The 17,541-nt window shown below is 54.8% G+C and carries 15 protein-coding genes; 9 read left to right on the plus strand and 6 right to left on the minus strand.

What is annotated here, in order from left to right:
• Positions 1–8: 8 nt before the first annotated feature.
• Positions 9–887 carry an HTH-type transcriptional activator IlvY gene (gene ilvY, locus ACUVOF_RS05555; protein ID WP_447043395.1) on the minus strand — a complete coding sequence of 293 codons (879 nt, stop codon included), beginning with the start codon at positions 885–887 and terminating at the stop codon, positions 9–11.
• 193 nt (positions 888–1,080) lie between these two features.
• On the opposite strand from ilvY, the gene ilvC reads away from it, so the two are divergent.
• Both ilvC and ACUVOF_RS05565 read left to right on the plus strand, forming a co-directional pair.
• Positions 1,081–2,553, plus strand: coding sequence for a ketol-acid reductoisomerase (gene ilvC, locus ACUVOF_RS05560; protein WP_447043396.1), 1,473 nt, complete (start codon positions 1,081–1,083; stop codon positions 2,551–2,553).
• A 129-nt stretch (positions 2,554–2,682) separates the two neighbouring features.
• Positions 2,683–4,200, plus strand: a complete 1,518-nt coding sequence (locus tag ACUVOF_RS05565) for an ATP-binding cassette domain-containing protein (protein WP_447043397.1) — start codon at positions 2,683–2,685, stop codon at positions 4,198–4,200.
• Positions 4,201–4,543: 343 nt separating this feature from the next.
• Here ACUVOF_RS05565 and ACUVOF_RS05570 read toward each other — a convergent pair whose 3' ends face one another.
• Positions 4,544–5,452, minus strand: a complete 909-nt coding sequence (locus tag ACUVOF_RS05570; RefSeq protein ID WP_447043398.1) for a LysR substrate-binding domain-containing protein — start codon at positions 5,450–5,452, stop codon at positions 4,544–4,546.
• 130 nt (positions 5,453–5,582) lie between these two features.
• On the opposite strand from ACUVOF_RS05570, the gene ACUVOF_RS05575 reads away from it, so the two are divergent.
• Complete coding sequence (locus ACUVOF_RS05575; RefSeq protein WP_447043399.1) at positions 5,583–6,488, plus strand: DMT family transporter; 906 nt, start codon at positions 5,583–5,585, stop codon at positions 6,486–6,488.
• Positions 6,489–6,623: 135 nt separating this feature from the next.
• Here ACUVOF_RS05575 and ACUVOF_RS05580 read toward each other — a convergent pair whose 3' ends face one another.
• The 3 genes from ACUVOF_RS05580 to ACUVOF_RS05590 all read right to left on the minus strand — a co-directional run bounded on the left by ACUVOF_RS05580 (position 6,624) and on the right by ACUVOF_RS05590 (position 10,405).
• Complete coding sequence (locus tag ACUVOF_RS05580; RefSeq protein ID WP_447043400.1) at positions 6,624–8,099, minus strand: NCS1 family nucleobase:cation symporter-1; 1,476 nt, start codon at positions 8,097–8,099, stop codon at positions 6,624–6,626.
• Between the two features lie 28 nt (positions 8,100–8,127).
• A complete protein-coding gene (locus tag ACUVOF_RS05585; RefSeq protein ID WP_447043401.1) occupies positions 8,128–9,486 on the minus strand; it encodes an NCS1 family transporter in 1,359 nt (452 codons plus the stop codon).
• A gap of 163 nt (positions 9,487–9,649) precedes the next feature.
• Positions 9,650–10,405, minus strand: a complete 756-nt coding sequence (locus ACUVOF_RS05590; protein WP_447043402.1) for an aspartate/glutamate racemase family protein — start codon at positions 10,403–10,405, stop codon at positions 9,650–9,652.
• Positions 10,406–10,727: 322 nt separating this feature from the next.
• Between ACUVOF_RS05590 and puuE the strand changes: the two genes are divergently transcribed.
• The 6 genes from puuE (at position 10,728) to ACUVOF_RS05620 (ending at position 15,801) form a co-directional block, all read left to right on the plus strand.
• Entirely contained in the window at positions 10,728–11,663 is a 936-nt protein-coding gene (gene puuE, locus ACUVOF_RS05595) for an allantoinase PuuE (RefSeq protein WP_447043403.1), read from the plus strand.
• A gap of 20 nt (positions 11,664–11,683) precedes the next feature.
• A complete protein-coding gene (locus ACUVOF_RS05600; RefSeq protein ID WP_447043404.1) occupies positions 11,684–12,559 on the plus strand; it encodes a MurR/RpiR family transcriptional regulator in 876 nt (291 codons plus the stop codon).
• 339 nt (positions 12,560–12,898) lie between these two features.
• The gene (locus tag ACUVOF_RS05605; protein WP_447043405.1) at positions 12,899–13,753 is read left to right on the plus strand and encodes a transporter substrate-binding domain-containing protein; all 855 of its coding nucleotides are present in this window, start codon (positions 12,899–12,901) and stop codon (positions 13,751–13,753) included.
• Between the two features lie 8 nt (positions 13,754–13,761).
• Positions 13,762–14,439 (plus strand): amino acid ABC transporter permease, encoded by a 678-nt coding sequence (locus tag ACUVOF_RS05610; protein WP_447043406.1) that lies wholly within the window; start codon positions 13,762–13,764, stop codon positions 14,437–14,439.
• The gene (locus tag ACUVOF_RS05615) at positions 14,436–15,092 is read left to right on the plus strand and encodes an amino acid ABC transporter permease (RefSeq protein ID WP_447043407.1); all 657 of its coding nucleotides are present in this window, start codon (positions 14,436–14,438) and stop codon (positions 15,090–15,092) included. Before ACUVOF_RS05610 ends, ACUVOF_RS05615 begins: the two co-directional genes overlap by 4 nt.
• Positions 15,073–15,801, plus strand: a complete 729-nt coding sequence (locus ACUVOF_RS05620; protein WP_447043408.1) for an amino acid ABC transporter ATP-binding protein — start codon at positions 15,073–15,075, stop codon at positions 15,799–15,801. The genes ACUVOF_RS05615 and ACUVOF_RS05620 overlap by 20 nt, the downstream gene beginning before the upstream one ends.
• On the opposite strand, the gene ACUVOF_RS05625 is transcribed toward ACUVOF_RS05620, so the two are convergent.
• Positions 15,798–17,240 (minus strand): YfcC family protein, encoded by a 1,443-nt coding sequence (locus ACUVOF_RS05625; protein ID WP_447043409.1) that lies wholly within the window; start codon positions 17,238–17,240, stop codon positions 15,798–15,800. The two genes, ACUVOF_RS05620 and ACUVOF_RS05625, sit on opposite strands and share 4 nt — an antisense overlap.
• Between the last annotated feature and the right edge of the window lie 301 nt (positions 17,241–17,541).

Consider the following 17,541-nt stretch of genomic DNA (forward strand, 5'->3'; position numbering starts at 1 on the left):
CGCAGGGCTTACATCAAGCTCCAAAACGCGTCGACCAACGGGTTTTTTAGGTTTTTCTTCAAGGTAAATAAACCGATATCGTAGGGCGCCAGTTCCGGCGTCACGTCGAGCACACGGATGCGATCCATCAATGGGCTGTTGTCGAGAACGATTTTAGGCACCACGCCAATACCAAAGCCCAGGCTCACCATACTCACAATGGCTTCATTACCGGTCACCTGGGCATAAATGCGCGGGGAGATGTTATGCTGGCGAAACCACTCATCAATACGCGTTCTAGAAACACCGCTTTCCGAGAGAATCATGGGCGTATTCGCCCACTCAGCCGGTGTAATGGGCGTGCTGGTGGGCGCATTGGGCACTTGCTGCTCCAGCGGCGCAATAAACAGCAACGGCGACGTCGCAATGGGCTTAAAGGCCAGGCCCCGCGGTAAGTTAGCGGGCTGTGCCGCAATGCTAAGGTCTTCTTTGCCATCGAGCACATGCGCAATGGCGTGTTCGGGGTCCCCCGTGCGCAGCTTGATTTCAATGACCGGGTAGGCAATACGAAAGCGGCGCAGTAGCTCGTGCAAAAAGCTGTAGCTGGCCGTTACGGAGCCATACAAGCTGATTTCACCGCTTAATTGATCAGGGTTATCGGTTAACTGATGACGAATCAAATTCCATTGGCTGCTGGCATCACGGGCATACTTGAGAAATTTTTGGCCTTCTTGGGTCAACACTACGGTACGGTTGTCGCGGTTAAACAGCGACACGCCCAGCTCGTCTTCTAAATGGCGAATGTTGCGCGACAGGGCAGAAATGCTCACATAGCACTCGTCGCTGGCGCGACCAAAATGCAGGGTTTCTGCTAAGGCGAGAAATTGCTTTAAAATTTTAAAATTCATACCTGTCATGATAATAGAGTTTTGCAAAAAAAGGGACATGTTGTTGCAAATATGTCAATTTAAGAAATAGTCGTTTTTGGGTAGATTGGCGCTATTCACATGGCGCTGGGTCCGCACTTGGCGGCTATGTCACTCTTTTTCGTATCGGTGTGTGACATCGGTATCGTGTTTATCAATCATTAGGATGTTAACGATGGCTAACTACTTCAATACGCTGCCGCTACGCGAACAACTGGCTCAACTCGCCAAATGCCGTTTTATGTACAGTTCTGAATTTGCCGATGGCGTAGACGCGCTTAAAGGCAAAAAAATGGTCGTGATCGGCTGCGGCGCCCAAGGTCTAAACCAAGGCTTGAACCTACGCGACAGCGGCTTGGACGTCTCTTACGCCCTGCGTCCTGAAGCCATCGAACAGAAGCGCCAGTCCTGGAAGAACGCCACTGAAAACGGCTTTACTGTCGGTACTTATGAAGAGTTGATCCCAACGGCAGATGTGGTGTTGAACCTGACGCCCGATAAGCAGCACACCTCTGTTGTGAAGGCGGTGATGCCGCTGATGAAAGAGGGCGCTTGCCTGTCTTACTCTCACGGTTTCAACATCGTTGAAGAAGGCATGAAGATCCGCGACGACCTAACCGTCATCATGGTGGCGCCAAAGTGCCCTGGGTCTGAAGTGCGCGCTGAATACGCGCGTGGTTTCGGTGTTCCCACTCTGATCGCTGTTCACGAAGCCAATGATCCTAAAGGCGAAGGCCTTGCCCTGGCAAAAGCCTACGCAGTGGGCACTGGCGGCCATAAAGCTGGCGTGTTGATGTCCTCTTTCATCGCGGAAGTTAAATCCGACCTGATGGGCGAGCAAACGATTCTCTGCGGCATGCTGCAAACTGGTTCTATCTTGTGCTTCGACAAAATGATCGAAGAGGGTATCGAGCCTGGTTACGCCTCTAAGCTGATCCAGTACGGCTGGGAAAACATCACTGAAGCGTTGAAGTACGGCGGCGTGACCAACATGCTGGATCGTCTTTCTAACCCGGCGAAGATCAAAGCCTATGATCTTGCAGAAGAGCTGAAAGAGATCATGCGTCCGCTTTACAACAAGCACCAGGACGACATCATGAGTGGCCACTTCTCGCACACGATGATGGAAGACTGGGCGAACGATGACGCGAACCTGCACAAATGGCGTGCAGAAACAGCCGAGACCAACTTCGAGAAAACACCGGCGGGTAACGTAGAAATCTCTGAGCAAGAGTACTTCGACCACGGCATCCTGATGGTGGCGATGGTGAAGGCGGGGGTTGAGCTGGCGTTCGAAACCATGACCGCGGCTGGCATTATCGCCGAATCTGCTTACTACGAGTCGCTCCACGAAACGCCACTGATCGCGAACACCATCGCGCGTAAGAAACTATATGAAATGAACGCGACTATCTCCGATACCGCGGAGTACGGTTGCTACCTCTACAACCACGCGTGTGTACCGCTCCTGGCTGACTTTATGAAAGGCATTAAGTCCGATGTTATCGGTAAAGGTCTTGATCTGGACGACAACGGCGTTGATAACGCGCGTTTGATCGAAGTCAACGATGCCCTGCGCGCTCACCCGGTTGAAGCCGTTGGCGCAGTGCTGCGTGGTCACATGGCGGACATGAAGAAGATCGTTTAACCGGTTGATTAAAGAATAGCGAGTTAATGCAATTAAAAAGCCGGGATATCGCCACGATAGTCTCGGCTTTTTTGTCTCTTTTTTATTCAAGCCTGATTTTTTAACACCGTCACCGTAAGGAATAGTTCGATGGAGCCTTCAAATCGCTTAGCCAATATTCAGCTAAACAAAGCGACGATCAGTTTTGATGATCGCTTCACCCTAAGCGAGATTGATTGGACCATCGAACCCCACCAGCATTGGGCTATTACTGGCACCAATGGTGCAGGTAAATCGGCCCTGGCGGCGGCGCTTGCGGGCGTTGGAAAAATTGAAGCGGGCAGTGTTCAAGGCCTTCCCCACAACGTCGGTTTGGTCTCCTTCGAAGCGCAAGCCGAACTTATCGCCAAAGAGTTAAAAAAAGACGATGCTGATATCATGGATGTCATTTCACTCGGCACCCCCGTCAGTGAGATGATTTTCGAACACTGCCAGGACACTGAACTCGCCAGCGTACTGGTCGAAAAGTTCGGGCTGTCGAGACTCCTCGACCGCGCTTTTCGGAAGCTCTCTACGGGCGAAACCCGCAAAGTCATGCTGATTCGCGCGCTGGCGAATAAGCCGGACTTACTGATTCTAGACGAGCCGTTTGATGGCTTAGACGTCGATACGCTCGCCATGCTGCAGGCCCATCTTGCCTCCATCATCGACACTGTACCCATGGTGCTGGTGCTGAACCGCTTTGATGAAATGCCCGACTTCATCACCCATGTGGCCTATCTGGACAAAGAGCGTGGGAAGAAGGACCGCTCCGAGCAAGAGCGTTCGGAAAAAAAGAGCAGAGATACAAAGCGCGGAGAAACGGGACGTTTAGCGTTCACGGTAGACCGCCAGGACGATGCCGCCTTCAATGAGTTGTACCAATTGCTGCATTTGAAAACCACCGATCTCAGCGTGCCCGAGGCCGACCCCGCCAACCAACTACCCGAGCTCGACCCCAGCCAGCCGTTAGTGAAACTCAAGCAAGCGACGATTAAATACGGCGATACCGTGATCGTCGATAAGCTCGATTGGACGATCGAGCCGGGCCAGCACTGGCAACTGAGTGGCCCTAACGGAAGTGGTAAAACCTGCGTCTTGTCCTTGATCACGGGGGACCATCCTCAGTGCTACACCAACGATATTTTTGTGTTTGGCTTCCAGCGTGGTAACGGCGAAAGCATCTGGCAGATCAAGCAGTTTATCGGCTATGTCTCCACCGCCCTGCAGTGGGAATATCGCGTCAGCACCAGCTGCAAAAACGTGATTATTTCAGGCTTCTACGACAGCATCGGCGTGTACACCAAATCCACTGATAACCAGAAGAAAATAGCCGACCAATGGCTCGAACTACTTGGCATGAAAGACCGCGCCGACCAGCCCTTTAACAAACTCTCCTACGGCGATCAGCGTTTGCTGCTCATCGCCCGCGCCATGGTAAAACATCCGCTGCTTTTGATCTTAGACGAGCCGTGCCTCGGCCTGGACGACATGAACCGCCAGCTGGTTCTCGCCCTTATTGAGAAAATTTGTGAAGGCAAAGAGACCACGGTGCTGTACGTCAATCACCACAGCGAAGACAAAATAAAAGAAATAGACAATCATTTGACGCTGGAGAAGAATCATTAGTTGTAACCTCCGCTCGCTATATGCACCGAAAGGAGAGGGCTGCGTTGTGAGCAAGCTAAAAAAGATGCCTTAGTTCAAAACCGAGGTGGAAGATCGAGAACGCTGGGAAACCCATGATGCCTCTAATTGTTTGGGTTGGAGCCAAGCAAAACCGGTTTCTTTCTCGAAGCTGACAAGCGAGATATGCCCTACCAGCCCCTAATCAAGGCTTGGCTTGTGGATGAAGTGAAGGACAGCCGTCGAATCTAAAGGCGTGGTTGGGCAGTTTTTCCGTTCGCATGCGCTACCTCCGCCCAAACTTACACTCCCCTCGACAGCGATAATCTGCCCAGTAAGGAAGCTCTCAACTTGCGACAACAGGAAGTATACCGCTGGGGGATGGGGCCTCGGCGTGGAGCCACTGCTGAAATGCATCGTAAAGGGGAGTCGTGTCGCGCCCACTCGCGCGCACCAGATAATGGCTGCGCGGCGCTTTTATCCATTGATCGCTTAAGAGCTGTAGTTTCTTCTCTTCGATAAGCGAATGGACCTGAGTTGATCGCCCGAGAACGACGCCCCAGCCAGTACATGCGGCTTCTGACAGCGTGTTGGCATCTTGTAAATTAACGCCTGTCAGCATAGTGGGATTTGCAGCACCCATCGGACCGTGCCTTTGCCGGTAATGAGAAAACCAAAGTGGCCACCAGTCATCCGGGTCATGGAGTAGCGGCCACTGGTTCGGCCGGTCTGTTTGTAGTTCGAGGCGCTCGATCAGTTCGGGGTGAGCCATCGGCGCGATCCACTCATCGAAAAGGTGCTCGGCTTGCGTGCCGGGCCACTCTCCCTTGCCAAAACGCAGCGCCGCCGAAACCTCACCGCTTTTCAGGTCGGCCAACGCACTACTCGTTTCGACCCGGATCACCGCTTCCGGGTGGGCATGCGTGAAGCGGTGAAGCCTTGGCATGAGCCAGCTCGACGCAAACCAGGGCATCACGCTGATGGTAAACGGGCGATGGTCGTCACTCACCTCGTAAAGAGCCTCCTCGATCGCAGCCATGTGCCGCTCGACGCGGCTATAAAGCGCTTCCCCAGCGGCGGTAAGCAAAACGCCTTGGCTGTGCCGTTTGAGTAACGCAGTGCCCACTTTTTCTTCAAGCGACTTGAGTCTTAAGCTGACCGCGCCGGGCGTAATACACAGACGACTGGCGGCGCGAGTAAGATTGCCGGTCTGGGCGACCAGCAAAAATGTTTTTAAATGAACAAGATATTTCATGGCTTTAACTCGCTTAAAGACCCCTTGAATAAAACTCCATAGAGGTGTCTTTAGTATCTCGTTAACCTTTTTAAGAACATCTACCCGCTAAGGTTGCATGTTTCCATCACCATGAAAAGGCCCCCGTGTAATGCGCGCTACACTTTATCTTCTAGCGGTCGTCATGTTCTTTTCCGGCAATCTGCTTGTCGGCAAGACGGCCACCGAAGCACTGCCTCCCTTCGCCTTGGCCACCGCACGCATGGGGGTGGCGTTAATAGCCGCCACGTTCTGTTTCGGTATAGCCAGTTGGCGTTGGAGACACCGGTTGATCAGTCAATGGAGAGCTCTTGCGATCATGGCTGTCATGGGTATGGCGCTTTTCCAAGCGCTCATTTATGCAGCGCTTGCCACCACCAGTGCCAACAGTGTAGCCGTACTCGAAACCGGTATTCCGGTCGCCACTGCCGTCGTCATGGCCGTCATCTTCAAGGAGCGGTTAAGGGGCGCGCAGTGGGTCGGCGTGTTGCTATCCGTGTGGGGCGCCATCTGGGTCGTGACGAAGGGGCAGCCCGCTCAGGCGCTCCATAACGCAAGCGTAGGCAGCGCCATCATGGTGTTGGCAATCGCCTGCTGGGTGGTTTACTCCTTGGCGGTCAGGCGCTGGTGGGCAGATCTACCTATCTATGCGAGTCTACCTCCCATGGCGGCGATCGGCGTGCTGGTGCTTTTACCGCTGGCATGGTTGGAGTATTTGATTATTGAGCCAACCTTAAGCCTAGATAGCGCGACGCTTGGCGCTGTGGTTTATCTCGGGCTTGGACCCTCGTTGGTCGCGTTTGTCTGCTACAACCGTGCACTTGCATTGATTGGCCCTAGCCGCGCTTCACTGGCGCTTAATTTGCTACCTGTTGCGACCATGCTATTGGGATATGCGGTATTTGGCTATGCCGTGACCGCCGCCCAAGCCGTGGGCAGCGTCATGACCATATCTGGGGTTTGTCTGGTGGTGGCTCCTCGTTCCACAAAAGCCCGCAGGCGTTTATCGAAAACCTGAAAGCCGTCACGGTGGATGGCTAGATAAAGGCAGGGGTCCCACTACTTTCAAACAACGTCTTCCCGATAAAGAAAGCGCCACCGGCAGAACCGGTAGCGCTTTCGATGCGTTAGCGATGGGGACTAGCGTAAGCGCTTACACGCCTTGGTAGTGGGCGCTGGGCTCGTCTTTGAACTGACGCATCAAGCCGTAGTAGAACAGGCCGCCTAAGCCTGCGCCGATCAGCCAGCCGTAGCCGCCAAGGGCTGAAAGTGCGGGTACTAACACGGTTGAGAGCGAGAACAGCGCCGCCACGCCAAAGGCGATAAGCGCGCGGGTGTTCCAGCCGTTGACGTAGTAGTAGGCGCTGCCGGGGGCTGATGAGAACAGCTCCTGCATGTTCAGGTGCTGGCGCTTAATCAGGTAGTAGTCGACCACGATAATGCCGTAGAAGGGCGCGACGATGGCGCCTAGCGCGTTTACAAAACCGGGAACGCCAATCTGGCTGATGACCGAGAGCCATAATGCGCCGACAAAGAACGCAATCACTGCGGTAATCAGTCCGCCCATTTTGAAACTAATTTTGCTGGGAAACAGGTTGGCAAGGTCGTAGGCAGGGGGAATGAAGTTGGCGACTAGGTTGATGCCTACCGTGGCGGCAAAGAAGGTCAGCGCAGCGATAATCGTTAGCGGCAGCGAATCCACACGCTCAACGATATCAGCGGGATTGGTCAGGGCCTCGCCAAACAGCACCAGGGTGCCGGCGGTGATAATCAGTGCGATAAATGAGAAGAATGCGACGTTGAGCGGCAAGCCCAGCAGGTTGCCTAGCTTCATCTGGCGTTCGGTTTTCACAAAGCGGGTGAAGTCGCCGAAGTTGATCACCACTGCTGCGAAATACGCCACCATGGTGCCCACAATCGCCATAAAGGCCGCGATCGAGCTGCCGCTGGTTTCACTGCCACCGCTAAAAATGGTGCCAATGGCAGGGATCAACTCGCTTCCTGCCTGGTACCAAACAATGATCATCAGCACCAACATCACCACGTAGACCAGCGGGCCCGCCCAGTTCAGGAAGTGCTTAATGCGCTCAATGCCTTGCCAAAAAATCGCGATCTGGAACAGCCACACAATCACAAACGACATCCAGGCAACGCCGGAAAGCCCCAGGAAAGTGCTGCCGCTGCCTGCGCCCACAAAGGCGGTAATGAGAAGGGTGACAGCGGTGGAGGCGAAATAGGTCTGCACGCCGTACCAAAAGATCCCCACGATGGCGCGCAGCATCGCGGGTAGGTTCGCGCCGCGTACGCCCATGCTGGCGCGCACCATAACAGGAAAGGGAATGCCGTATTTAACGCTGGGCTTGCCGGTGAGGTTGACCAGAAACATCACGATCACACCGGCCAGAATAATCGCCGCCATCACCGCCCAGCCGTTCAGGCCGTAGGTTAAAAACAGCGAGGCCGCCAGGGTGTAACCAAACAGGCTCTGGATATCGTTAGACCAAACGTTGAATATCTCAAAGGCGCCCCAGTTACGATCCTGGGGTTTAAGCGGCGCGAGATCCTCGTTATAGAGCGTGGGATCTATGTGCTTAATATCCAGGTCACTAACGTCGTTGCTCTCATTCATCTTATTCGCTCTTCGGTTGGCAAAGGGGTTACTGGCTAAAGCGCTGGCAGGGAGCCCAGTACTTCATGAGCAGATAGTAGGTAACACCTGCGGGTATTAGGCTGGCGTACCACGAGATAGCCGAGAAAGAGAGCGCCGCCACAATGCCCACCGCCGTGGCGATGAAAGCGGCTAAATTCACGCCTTGATAGGGGCCTTTGGCGTCATACAGCTTGTTGATATCCAGCGTGCGGCGGCGAATCACATAATAATCGACCACCAAAATGGCGAAGATCGGGCCTAGAAAGGCGGAGTAAGTCTGCACGAACAGCTGAAGGCCCGCGGCTGAGCCCGGCTGCACCAGTTTCCAGGGGAAGGTGGCGAAGGCCAGCAAGCCAACGATCACCGTGGCGATCGAGAACTTGATCTTGAATACGTCCATCAGCACGTAGGTGGGCGGTACTACGTTGTTGAGCACGTTGGTGGTCACCTGGGCAAAGGCGATGAACAGCAGGGTGGTCATTAAAAGCGGGGTGTTGTCGACGGCGTTAGCAAACACCTGGATAGGGTCGGCGGTGCCAGTCGCTTGCGAGACCATATAGCCGATCAAGCCCATAAACAGCGTGCAGGGCAGAATCGACATGGCGTAGATGGTGGTCAGCAAACTCTGGGCCGTGCCCTTTTTATGCTCGCGGGAGTAGTCGCTGACGTTGAGCATCATGGTGCTGTAGATGCCCAGGAATAGCATGGTCGCGCCCCAGAACGGCATGCCCCATGAGCCTTCCATGGTCAGCAGGCTGGCGGAAAGCTCATCGCCATAGCGCTGCACCGTGGCATAGAACATATACACCAGCGAGGCGAGGATAAAGGCGCTACCGATATTCTCTAACCACTTGATGCCCTGAAAGCCCATTACCGAAAGACCAATTTGCAGAAACTGAAAGGTAATAAAGTAGAAGATCAGGTTATCGAAACCGAACAGGGTGGCCGACACCATGTTGAGCGCTCCGGCACCAATCCAGCTTTGAAAGCCGTACCACACTACCGCCGGTACCGCGCGCACCAAACCCGGTAAGCGCGTGCCGGTAAAGCCGAAAGCGCTGCGCGCCTGGACCATAAACGGAATGCCGTACTTGTAGCCTGCGGCCCCGTTAATGGCGAGTGCTATACCGATCACAAAGCAGCCGATGGCAATGGCCAGCGTAGCTTGTAAGAGATTTAAGGTGCCGACCACGCTTGATCCCATGGCAAAGGTGCCAATAGAAACGCAGCCGCCGAACCAGGCCAGAAAGTAGGAGCCTCGCCCCATAATCCGGGTTTGTTGAGGGGCCAGGCTTTCTGCCCCGAGTGCTTTTGATCCAGCATCGGATCGTTCTTCTGACGCAAGAGCCGAGGGTGAAGCGCTCATGATGTCGTCCTCGCAAGATTATCGGTTTTATTGGCAGCTCGGGTACGCTGGGTGCCCGAGCAACGCTTGCGGCGTGGCGTGCTAATGGACGTGCTTATTTTTCAAAATTCTGCTTCATCTATTGTTATTAAATTTTTTTAGTCATTGTTGTTGTTTTCAGCTGTTATGACCTACGCGGTAGATCAAGATCAGAAAGCTCGGAAAACTTACCGGTGAAGGCTTTGGGGAGTGGGTAGGCAAGATCGCCATGTTTACTGGTATAAAGCCCTAAACTCACCAGTGATTCCGCCAGTTTCAGCGCGGCGGTAACACCTTCTACTACCGGCAGGCCCACTTCGCGGCTGATCTGTTGGGTCAAATTAGCCATGCCACCACAGCCTAAAACGATGGCGCCAATGTCATCTTCATCCCTTGCGCGGCAGCACTCTTCCACAATACGGGTAAACGCCACTTCAGGATGATGCTCAAGATCAAGCACCGGGATTTCCGCAGCGCGGATTCGGCGGCAGTGGTGGCTAAAGCCGTACTGCTGAAGCAGGTGTTCGGCGATAATACCGGTGCGGCCCAGGGTCGTGACGATGGAAAAGCGAGTGCTTACCAGCGTAGCAAGATGAAAGGCCGCTTCAGCGATGCCGATTACCGGCGCGCGGGTCAGTTCTCGTGCTGCGAGCAGGCCGGGGTCGCCAAAGCAGGCCACCACATAGGCATCGATACCGCCTTCGCGCTCGCCTTTTAGAACTTCCTCGGCCACGCCCACCGCACTGACCACTTCGTCAAAATGGCTCTCGATTGAAACCGGCCCCGCGTCAGGCTGTGAAGCGCTCACTGTGGTGCCAGCGCTTGCCTTTTGCTGAGCTGCCTGATGAATAGCAGCGGTCATCGAGGCCGTGGTGTTGGGGTTAATAATTCGTATATGCACGTTAAATAATCCGCATGTAAACAATATAACTTTTCTTGTATACAAAAATAGGGCGGTTTCTAGCCAGACGCAAGGGTCTAGCCGCGAATACACGACGAAAGTGATAGCCTAAAAGTTTGACCAATTGTTCAGGATTCAAGGGCTTAACGCGGATTGCGATGAGAAAGGCTTTTGGTGTCAGAGGATTAGCGCTAAGCCGCGTTGCGGTACGCCAGTAATGTCGCTATTTTGTATACAAATAATTTGTTGCCGCATAGGTGCTGCGCTCACTGCAGTAGAGGCTAACCCGTGCTGGCCAGAAATATGACCGAAGGAGATAACGATGTCGTCCTCATCCAAGGTGCATTACCCCCGTGATTTGATCGGTTATGGGCGCAATCCGCCCCACGCCAACTGGCCAAATAAAGCCAAAATTGCCGTTCAGTTCGTGCTTAATTACGAAGAGGGCGGCGAAAATAGCGTGCTGCACGGCGATGCAGGCTCCGAGCAGTTTCTCTCTGAGATTATCGGTGCGCCGGCCTATCCAGACCGCCATTTGAGCATGGAGTCGATCTATGAATATGGCTCCCGCGCCGGGGTGTGGCGCATTTTGCGCGAGTTTGAGAAACGTGATTTGCCGCTCACGGTGTTTGGCGTAGCCATGGCGCTGGAGCGCAATCCAGAGGTGGCTATGGCCTTTAAAGAGCTAGGCCACGAGATTGCCTGCCACGGCTACCGCTGGATTCACTATCAGGAAGTGCCCGAGCACGTTGAGCGGGAGCATCTGCAGCAGGCCATGGAGATTTTTCAGCGCCTCTATGGCGAGAAGCCCCAAGGCTGGTACACCGGTCGTGATAGCCCCAATACTCGACGCTTAGTACTGGACGAAGGCGGTTTCCTTTACGATAGCGACTACTACGGTGACGACTTGCCTTTTTGGACGCAGGTGACCGATAGTCAGGGCAGTGACCACAACCACTTGATTGTGCCCTACACGCTGGACAGCAACGATATGCGCTTTGCTGCCCCGCAAGGTTTTAACACCGCGGATCACTTCTTTACCTACCTGCGTGATGCATTTGATGTACTTTACGCAGAAGGGGAGGAGGCGCCCAAAATGCTCTCAATAGGGATGCATTGCCGCTTGTTGGGGCGGCCGGGGCGTTTTCGCGCGCTGCAGCGCTTTTTGGATTACATCGAAACCCACGACCGTGTTTGGGTGGCTCGCCGGGTCGATATCGCCCGCCATTGGGCGGAGCATCACCCGGCAACTCGTTAATAAGCGCTTAATAGGATGCTATGACGCCGCATATCGGACAGCGGATTACCGCCCAGTTTGACGCGCTAACGGCCCAGGAGCAGCGGGTGGCGAGCTTTATCCTCGATCACTTCGATGATCTGGCCGTATATAGCGCCGCCGATTTGGCGCGCTTGACCGGGGTATCTAAATCGACGGTCAGTCGCCTGTTCAAGCGGCTGGGGTTTGAGAGCTACCGCACCGTTAAAGACCATGCCCGCCAGCTGCGTAACCTGGGCGTGCCTTTGGTGATCGACCCCAACGCCATGCAGGAAGAGGCCGGGGCGCCGTTTCAGCGCCATTTGCAGCGCGAGCAGGATAATCTGCAGCGCTGCCTTAATGGCATCGAGGCGGATCAGTTTGCTGCGCTGGTTGAGTACTTGGATAGCGCGCGTCATGTGGTGGTGATCGGCTTTCGTAACAGCTACCCGCTAGCGCTGCATTTTCGCCAGCAGTTGATCCAGGCGCGCACCCAGGTGCGGGTGGTGCCTCATCCTAACCAGTCGTTAGCTGAAGAGATCGTCGATCTCACCGCGCAGGACGTGGTGGTGCTGTTCGGTTTTCGCCGCCGCCCGGCAGCGTTTGCCGCGCTGGTCGATGCACTGGAGCGCTCACCCGCCAAGGTGGCCTTACTGGCTGACCCCACCGCGGTCAACGTCGCCTCACAAGTAACGTGGTTTTTTGAAACGCCGCTGGAAAGCCTCTCGGCCTTTGATAGCTACGCTGCCGCCAATAGCCTGATCTGCCTGATTGCCAACGGTGTGCTGCATCGACGTTTGGCTTCTGGCCGCGAGCGAATCAGCGCGATCAGCGATGTTTACGCTGAGCTGAGTGAGTTGGAAGCGCCGACCATGAGCGTAGATTGGAGCGCCCAGTAGCTGGAGTCTCTTCATGGTGCACCTCAGCGTATTGGCCGCTGAAAACTGCACCAACTCGTTGCATTGCTCTCTTTTTTATCCCTTCTTCTCAATGCGTCAGTCACTGCATTTTGGCTCTTGACGCTCTCTAAACGGCTGTTCTGAAAAACGTTAGCCACTTCTGGTATCCCTGTTGCTATTAGCTGGTCAAGTGAAACGAAAGTTTCTTTGTTAGAAATTGTGCAACAAAGCTTTCATTCGCTTCGCTTCCATTGCTAAGGCCACCACTGCTAATTATTCGGCGATGTGTCTCTAGCAAAACCCAGATTTTGCAGGGCATACGCCTGCCAGGAGAACTTTATGAAATCGTTATCGCACTGCTTCAATCACTCTTTTTCGAGTCGCTTTAAGCGCTGGCAGTCCGGCGTTTTAGCCACAGGATTGAGCGCTGCTGTTGCCCTTGGTGCTATTGCCGCTAGCCCCAATGTTCAGGCGGATGCGCTTGACAATATCGAATCGCGCGGCACGCTCCGCGTGGCGGTGCCGCAAGATTTCCCACCGTTTGGCTCGGTAGGCACCGATATGCAGCCCCAGGGTTACGATATCGATATGGCCCAGTACCTCGCTGACGAAATGGGCGTGGAGCTTGAGCTAATTGCGGTCACGAGTGCTAACCGTATTCCCTATTTGCAGACCGGCCAGGCGGATTTGGTGATTTCCAGCCTAGGCAAGAACCCGGAGCGTGAAGCGGCGATAGATTTTTCTGAGGCCTACGCGCCGTTCTTTTTAGGCGTATTCAGCGCCGATGCGGATGAAAGCGTAGAAGGTTCGGAAGGCTTGGCCGATAAAACCATCGGGGTCACACGGGGTGCCGTGGAAGATATGGAGCTCTCGGAAATTGCGCCGGATTCCACTACCGTGCAGCGCTTTGAAGACAACGCCACCACCATTTCTGCGTTTCTCTCCGGCCAGGTCGACTACGTCGCTACCGGTAACGTAGTTGCCGCCGAAATCGCCGAGCGTAATAGCGAGCGTGCGCCTTCGCTGGTGTATCAGCTTAAAGATTCGCCTTGCTACGTGGGCATGAACAAAAACGAGCCAGCGCTAATGGAAGAAGTGAACCGCCTGATCGCCCAGGGCCTGGAAGATGGCACGCTGAACGAGCTGTCCCAGCGCTGGTTCAGCGCGGATCTACCTGAAAACTTCGGTAGCTGAGGCTCACCATGGGGCCAACACTCGATTTTCTTACCCTGTTGCCCTACGTCAGTGAGCTTCTCAAAGGATTGACCACCACGGTCATTTTGACCGTGGTGACCACCTTGACGGGGCTAGCGCTGGCGGTGGCCGTGGCGTATTTACGCGTCAACGCACAGCCATGGGTGCGCTGGGGGCTAGGCGGCTACGTCGAAGTCACCCGTAACACGCCCTTTATTGTGCAACTGTTCTTTATCTTCTTCGGGCTACCGGGGCTCGGCATTAAAATTGATGCCATTACCGCGGCGTTTATCGCCATGACGCTCAACTTGGCCGCTTACAGCGCGGAAATTTTACGCGCCGGCATCAGCGCTACGGCGAAAGGCCAGTTGGAAGCGGCGCGCGCGCTGGGGATGACCACGCTGCAGAGCTACCGCCACATTGTGCTGGTACCCGCGTTTGCCAGGGTTTATCCCGCGCTGATCAGTCAGTCGATCATTGTGATGCTGGGGTCGGCGGTGGTGTCGCAGATTTCGGTATTCGATCTCACCTACGCCGCCAACTTTATCCAGTCGCGCAACTTTCGCAGCTTTGAAGTCTACCTGCTGATCACCTTGGTCTATCTGCTCCTCGCTTTTGGTATGCGGCGCAGCTTTATGCTGGTGGGCAAGCGCGTATTCGCTTATCAGCAAGGAGAGCAGCGATGATTGAGTTCACCTTCTGGGACATTCTGCGCAACCTGCTGCTGGCAACCCGCTGGACCATTCTTCTATCGCTGATTGCCTTTGTCGGCGGTGCCACGGTGGGGCTGCTGTTGACCTTTATGCGGCTCTCCAGCAACCGCTGGCTGCAGCGCTTAACGTCTCTTTATGTTGACCTGTTCCAAGGCACGCCGCTGTTGATGCAGCTGTTTTTGATCTTCTTTGGCGCGGCCGCGTTAGGCCAGCCGATTTCAGCCTGGCTGGCGGCTTCCGTCGCACTGACGCTGTTCACCAGTGCTTTTTTATGTGACAACTGGCGCGGCTGTTTAGAGGCGGTGGCCAAAGGGCAGTGGCATGCATCGCGGGTGCTGGGCATGAACTACTTCCAGACCATGCGCCATGTGATTCTGCCTCAGGCGCTGCGGCTTTCGATTCCGCCGACGGTGGGGTTCTCGGTACAGGTCATTAAAGGCACGGCGCTGGCCTCTATCATTGGCTTTGTCGAGCTGACCAAGGCGGGGACCATGCTCAATAACGCCACCTTCGAACCCTTCACCATATTTGCCCTTGTGGCGCTGCTTTACTTCGCGCTGTGCTACCCACTTTCCTGCTACGCGCGCTATCTGGAGAAAAAACTCTATGACGCTGGTTTACGTTGATAACGTTCATAAAGCCTTTGGCGACCTGGAAGTGCTTAAAGGTATTAACCTTTTGGTGGCGCAAGGCGAAGTGGTGGCGATTATTGGCCGCAGCGGCTCGGGTAAAAGTACCCTGCTGCGCTGCCTGAATCAGCTGGAAAAACATGACAGTGGAGAGATCACTATTGCCGATAAGCAGCTCGATGCGGCGTCGATGCCGCCCAAAGAGCTAAGTGAAAACGTCGGCATGGTCTTCCAAAGCTTTAACCTATTTCCCCATAAAACCGTGGGTGAAAACGTCTGCCTGGCGCCGCTAGTGGTGCGTGGCGAGGAGAAAGCCGAGGTCGAGAAAGTCGCCCGCGAAGTGCTTGAGAAAGTGGGGCTCTCCGACAAATACGATGCCTACCCGGCGCAGCTTTCCGGGGGGCAGCAGCAGCGGGTCGCTATCGCTCGGGCGCTGGCCATGCGCCCCAAAGTGATGCTCTGCGATGAGGTGACTTCTGCCCTCGACCCTGAGTTGGTTGGGGAAGTGCTGCGCGTACTGGAAGCGTTGGCGGCCGAGGGCATAACGCTGATTCTGGTCACCCACGAGATGAGCTTTGCTCGCGACGTGGCCGACCGCGTGGTGTTTATGCATCAGGGGCGCATCCATGAAGAGGGCGCCCCCAGCGAGATATTCAGCAATCCGCAAACGCCGGAGCTAAAGCAGTTTATCTCTGCCGTGCTCTAGCCGGTCCACTGCGTTGCCTGGGCGAAAATGAGAAAGCCCAGGGCGATCATGATCCAGACGCAAAAAAGTGGGAAGAAGAATTTGACCCACTTTTGCCATGGAACACCCGCCAGCGCCAGGGTTGCCATAAAGTAACCCGAGGTCGGGTAGAAGATGTTGCCGATGCCATCGCCCAGTTGGAAAGCTAACACCGACGTTTGGCGTGTCACGCCAATAATGTCTGAGAGCGGTGCCATCAGCGGCATGGTGACCAGGGCCTGGCCGCTGCCAGAAGGGACGATGAAGTTAAAACCTAGCTGGGCGAAGAACATGCCAATCGCCGACAGCAGGGTGGGTAAGCCACCGACGAGGTTGCCAAGCCCAAACACCAGCGTGTCCATGATCTGGCCATCCTCCAGCATCACGGCAACGCCCCGCGCAACGCCAGCAATCATGGCACCGACCAGCACGTCACGGAAACCCTGGTTGAAGCCTGAACATATTTCGTCGGTATCGAGGCCCGCAATGAGGCCTACTACGATGCCCATGATGATAAACAGGCCCGCCATTTCCATCATGAACCAGCCTTGCTGTAGCACGCCGTAAACGAGCACCGCGAAGAAGGCGAAAGTGGCGATAGCCGCGAGCTTCTGGCGAGCGCTTGCGGTTAAGGCGGGGCTGTTGTCAGCATGCTGATAAAGCGAGCGTTTTTCGGACTCGCTGGCGTCGCTGCTCAACAGGCTAAGCGCCGGTGTCTGACGCACCCTGCGGGCGTAGCGCATCACGAAGAAAATGGCCGCGGCTAACATTACCACAAACGCCATGATGCGCAGGCCATAACCGGAGTACAGAGGAAGATCTGACAGTTGCTGCCCAAGCCCCGTATTGATGGGATTGAGCACCCCCGTGGTGAATCCGACCGTGGTCGCACAAAGCGCCACCGCCGCGGCGGTGACGGAATCAAAACGCAAGGCAATCATTAGCGGCAAGATGACCGGCACGTAGACCAGCGCCAATTCCTGGGTGCCGATCACGGTGGCGATGAGGGCAAATACCGTCATCAGTACAGGAATGGACAGCAGGCTCTTTTGCGCAAAGCGGCGGGTGAGCTTATCCACACCGATTTCAATGATGCCGGTGCGCCTTAGTACCATGAACATACCGCCGATCATAAAGGTAAAAAAGACGACTTCACCCGCGCTCATCAAGCCATTGGGAATCGCCAACATGAAATCGACGAAGCCCACCGGGGACGACGCAATCTGTTCGTAAGACGTGGGGTCGATGGTGGTGCGCCCGCTCGGGCCTGGAATGCGCTCAAACTGGCCAGCAGGCACGAAATGCGTTGCGATGGCTGCCAGCGCGATAAATATGAACAGCACCACGTAGATATCCGGGATTCGGCACCAGCTTTTTTTCGACGCTCGGCTATCCGGGGAAGAGGGTGTTTGTTGGGACATGCTATGCCTCGCGTTTGTTATGAGTAGCTGACCTGAGCATCAGTGAGCGATCGTCATGCCGTGCCGAGGTTGCTGTTGGGGACAGGGGCGTATGATCTTAGAATCGTGAAACGAAAGTTTCTAAAGAAGTTACTATTGGGATAAGTGTTTCACAAGGCCTTTGAGTGAGCCACACTAATAAACGTAACGAAAGGAGGGCTAAAGGAGAGTTAAAGGAGAACTAAAGGATAGCTAAAGATCGCTTTATTGTGGCTCGCTAATCTTGTATACAAGATATACAACGCTTGTTTTTAATTAGACA

It is taken from the genome of Vreelandella sp. H-I2, assembly GCF_052959335.1.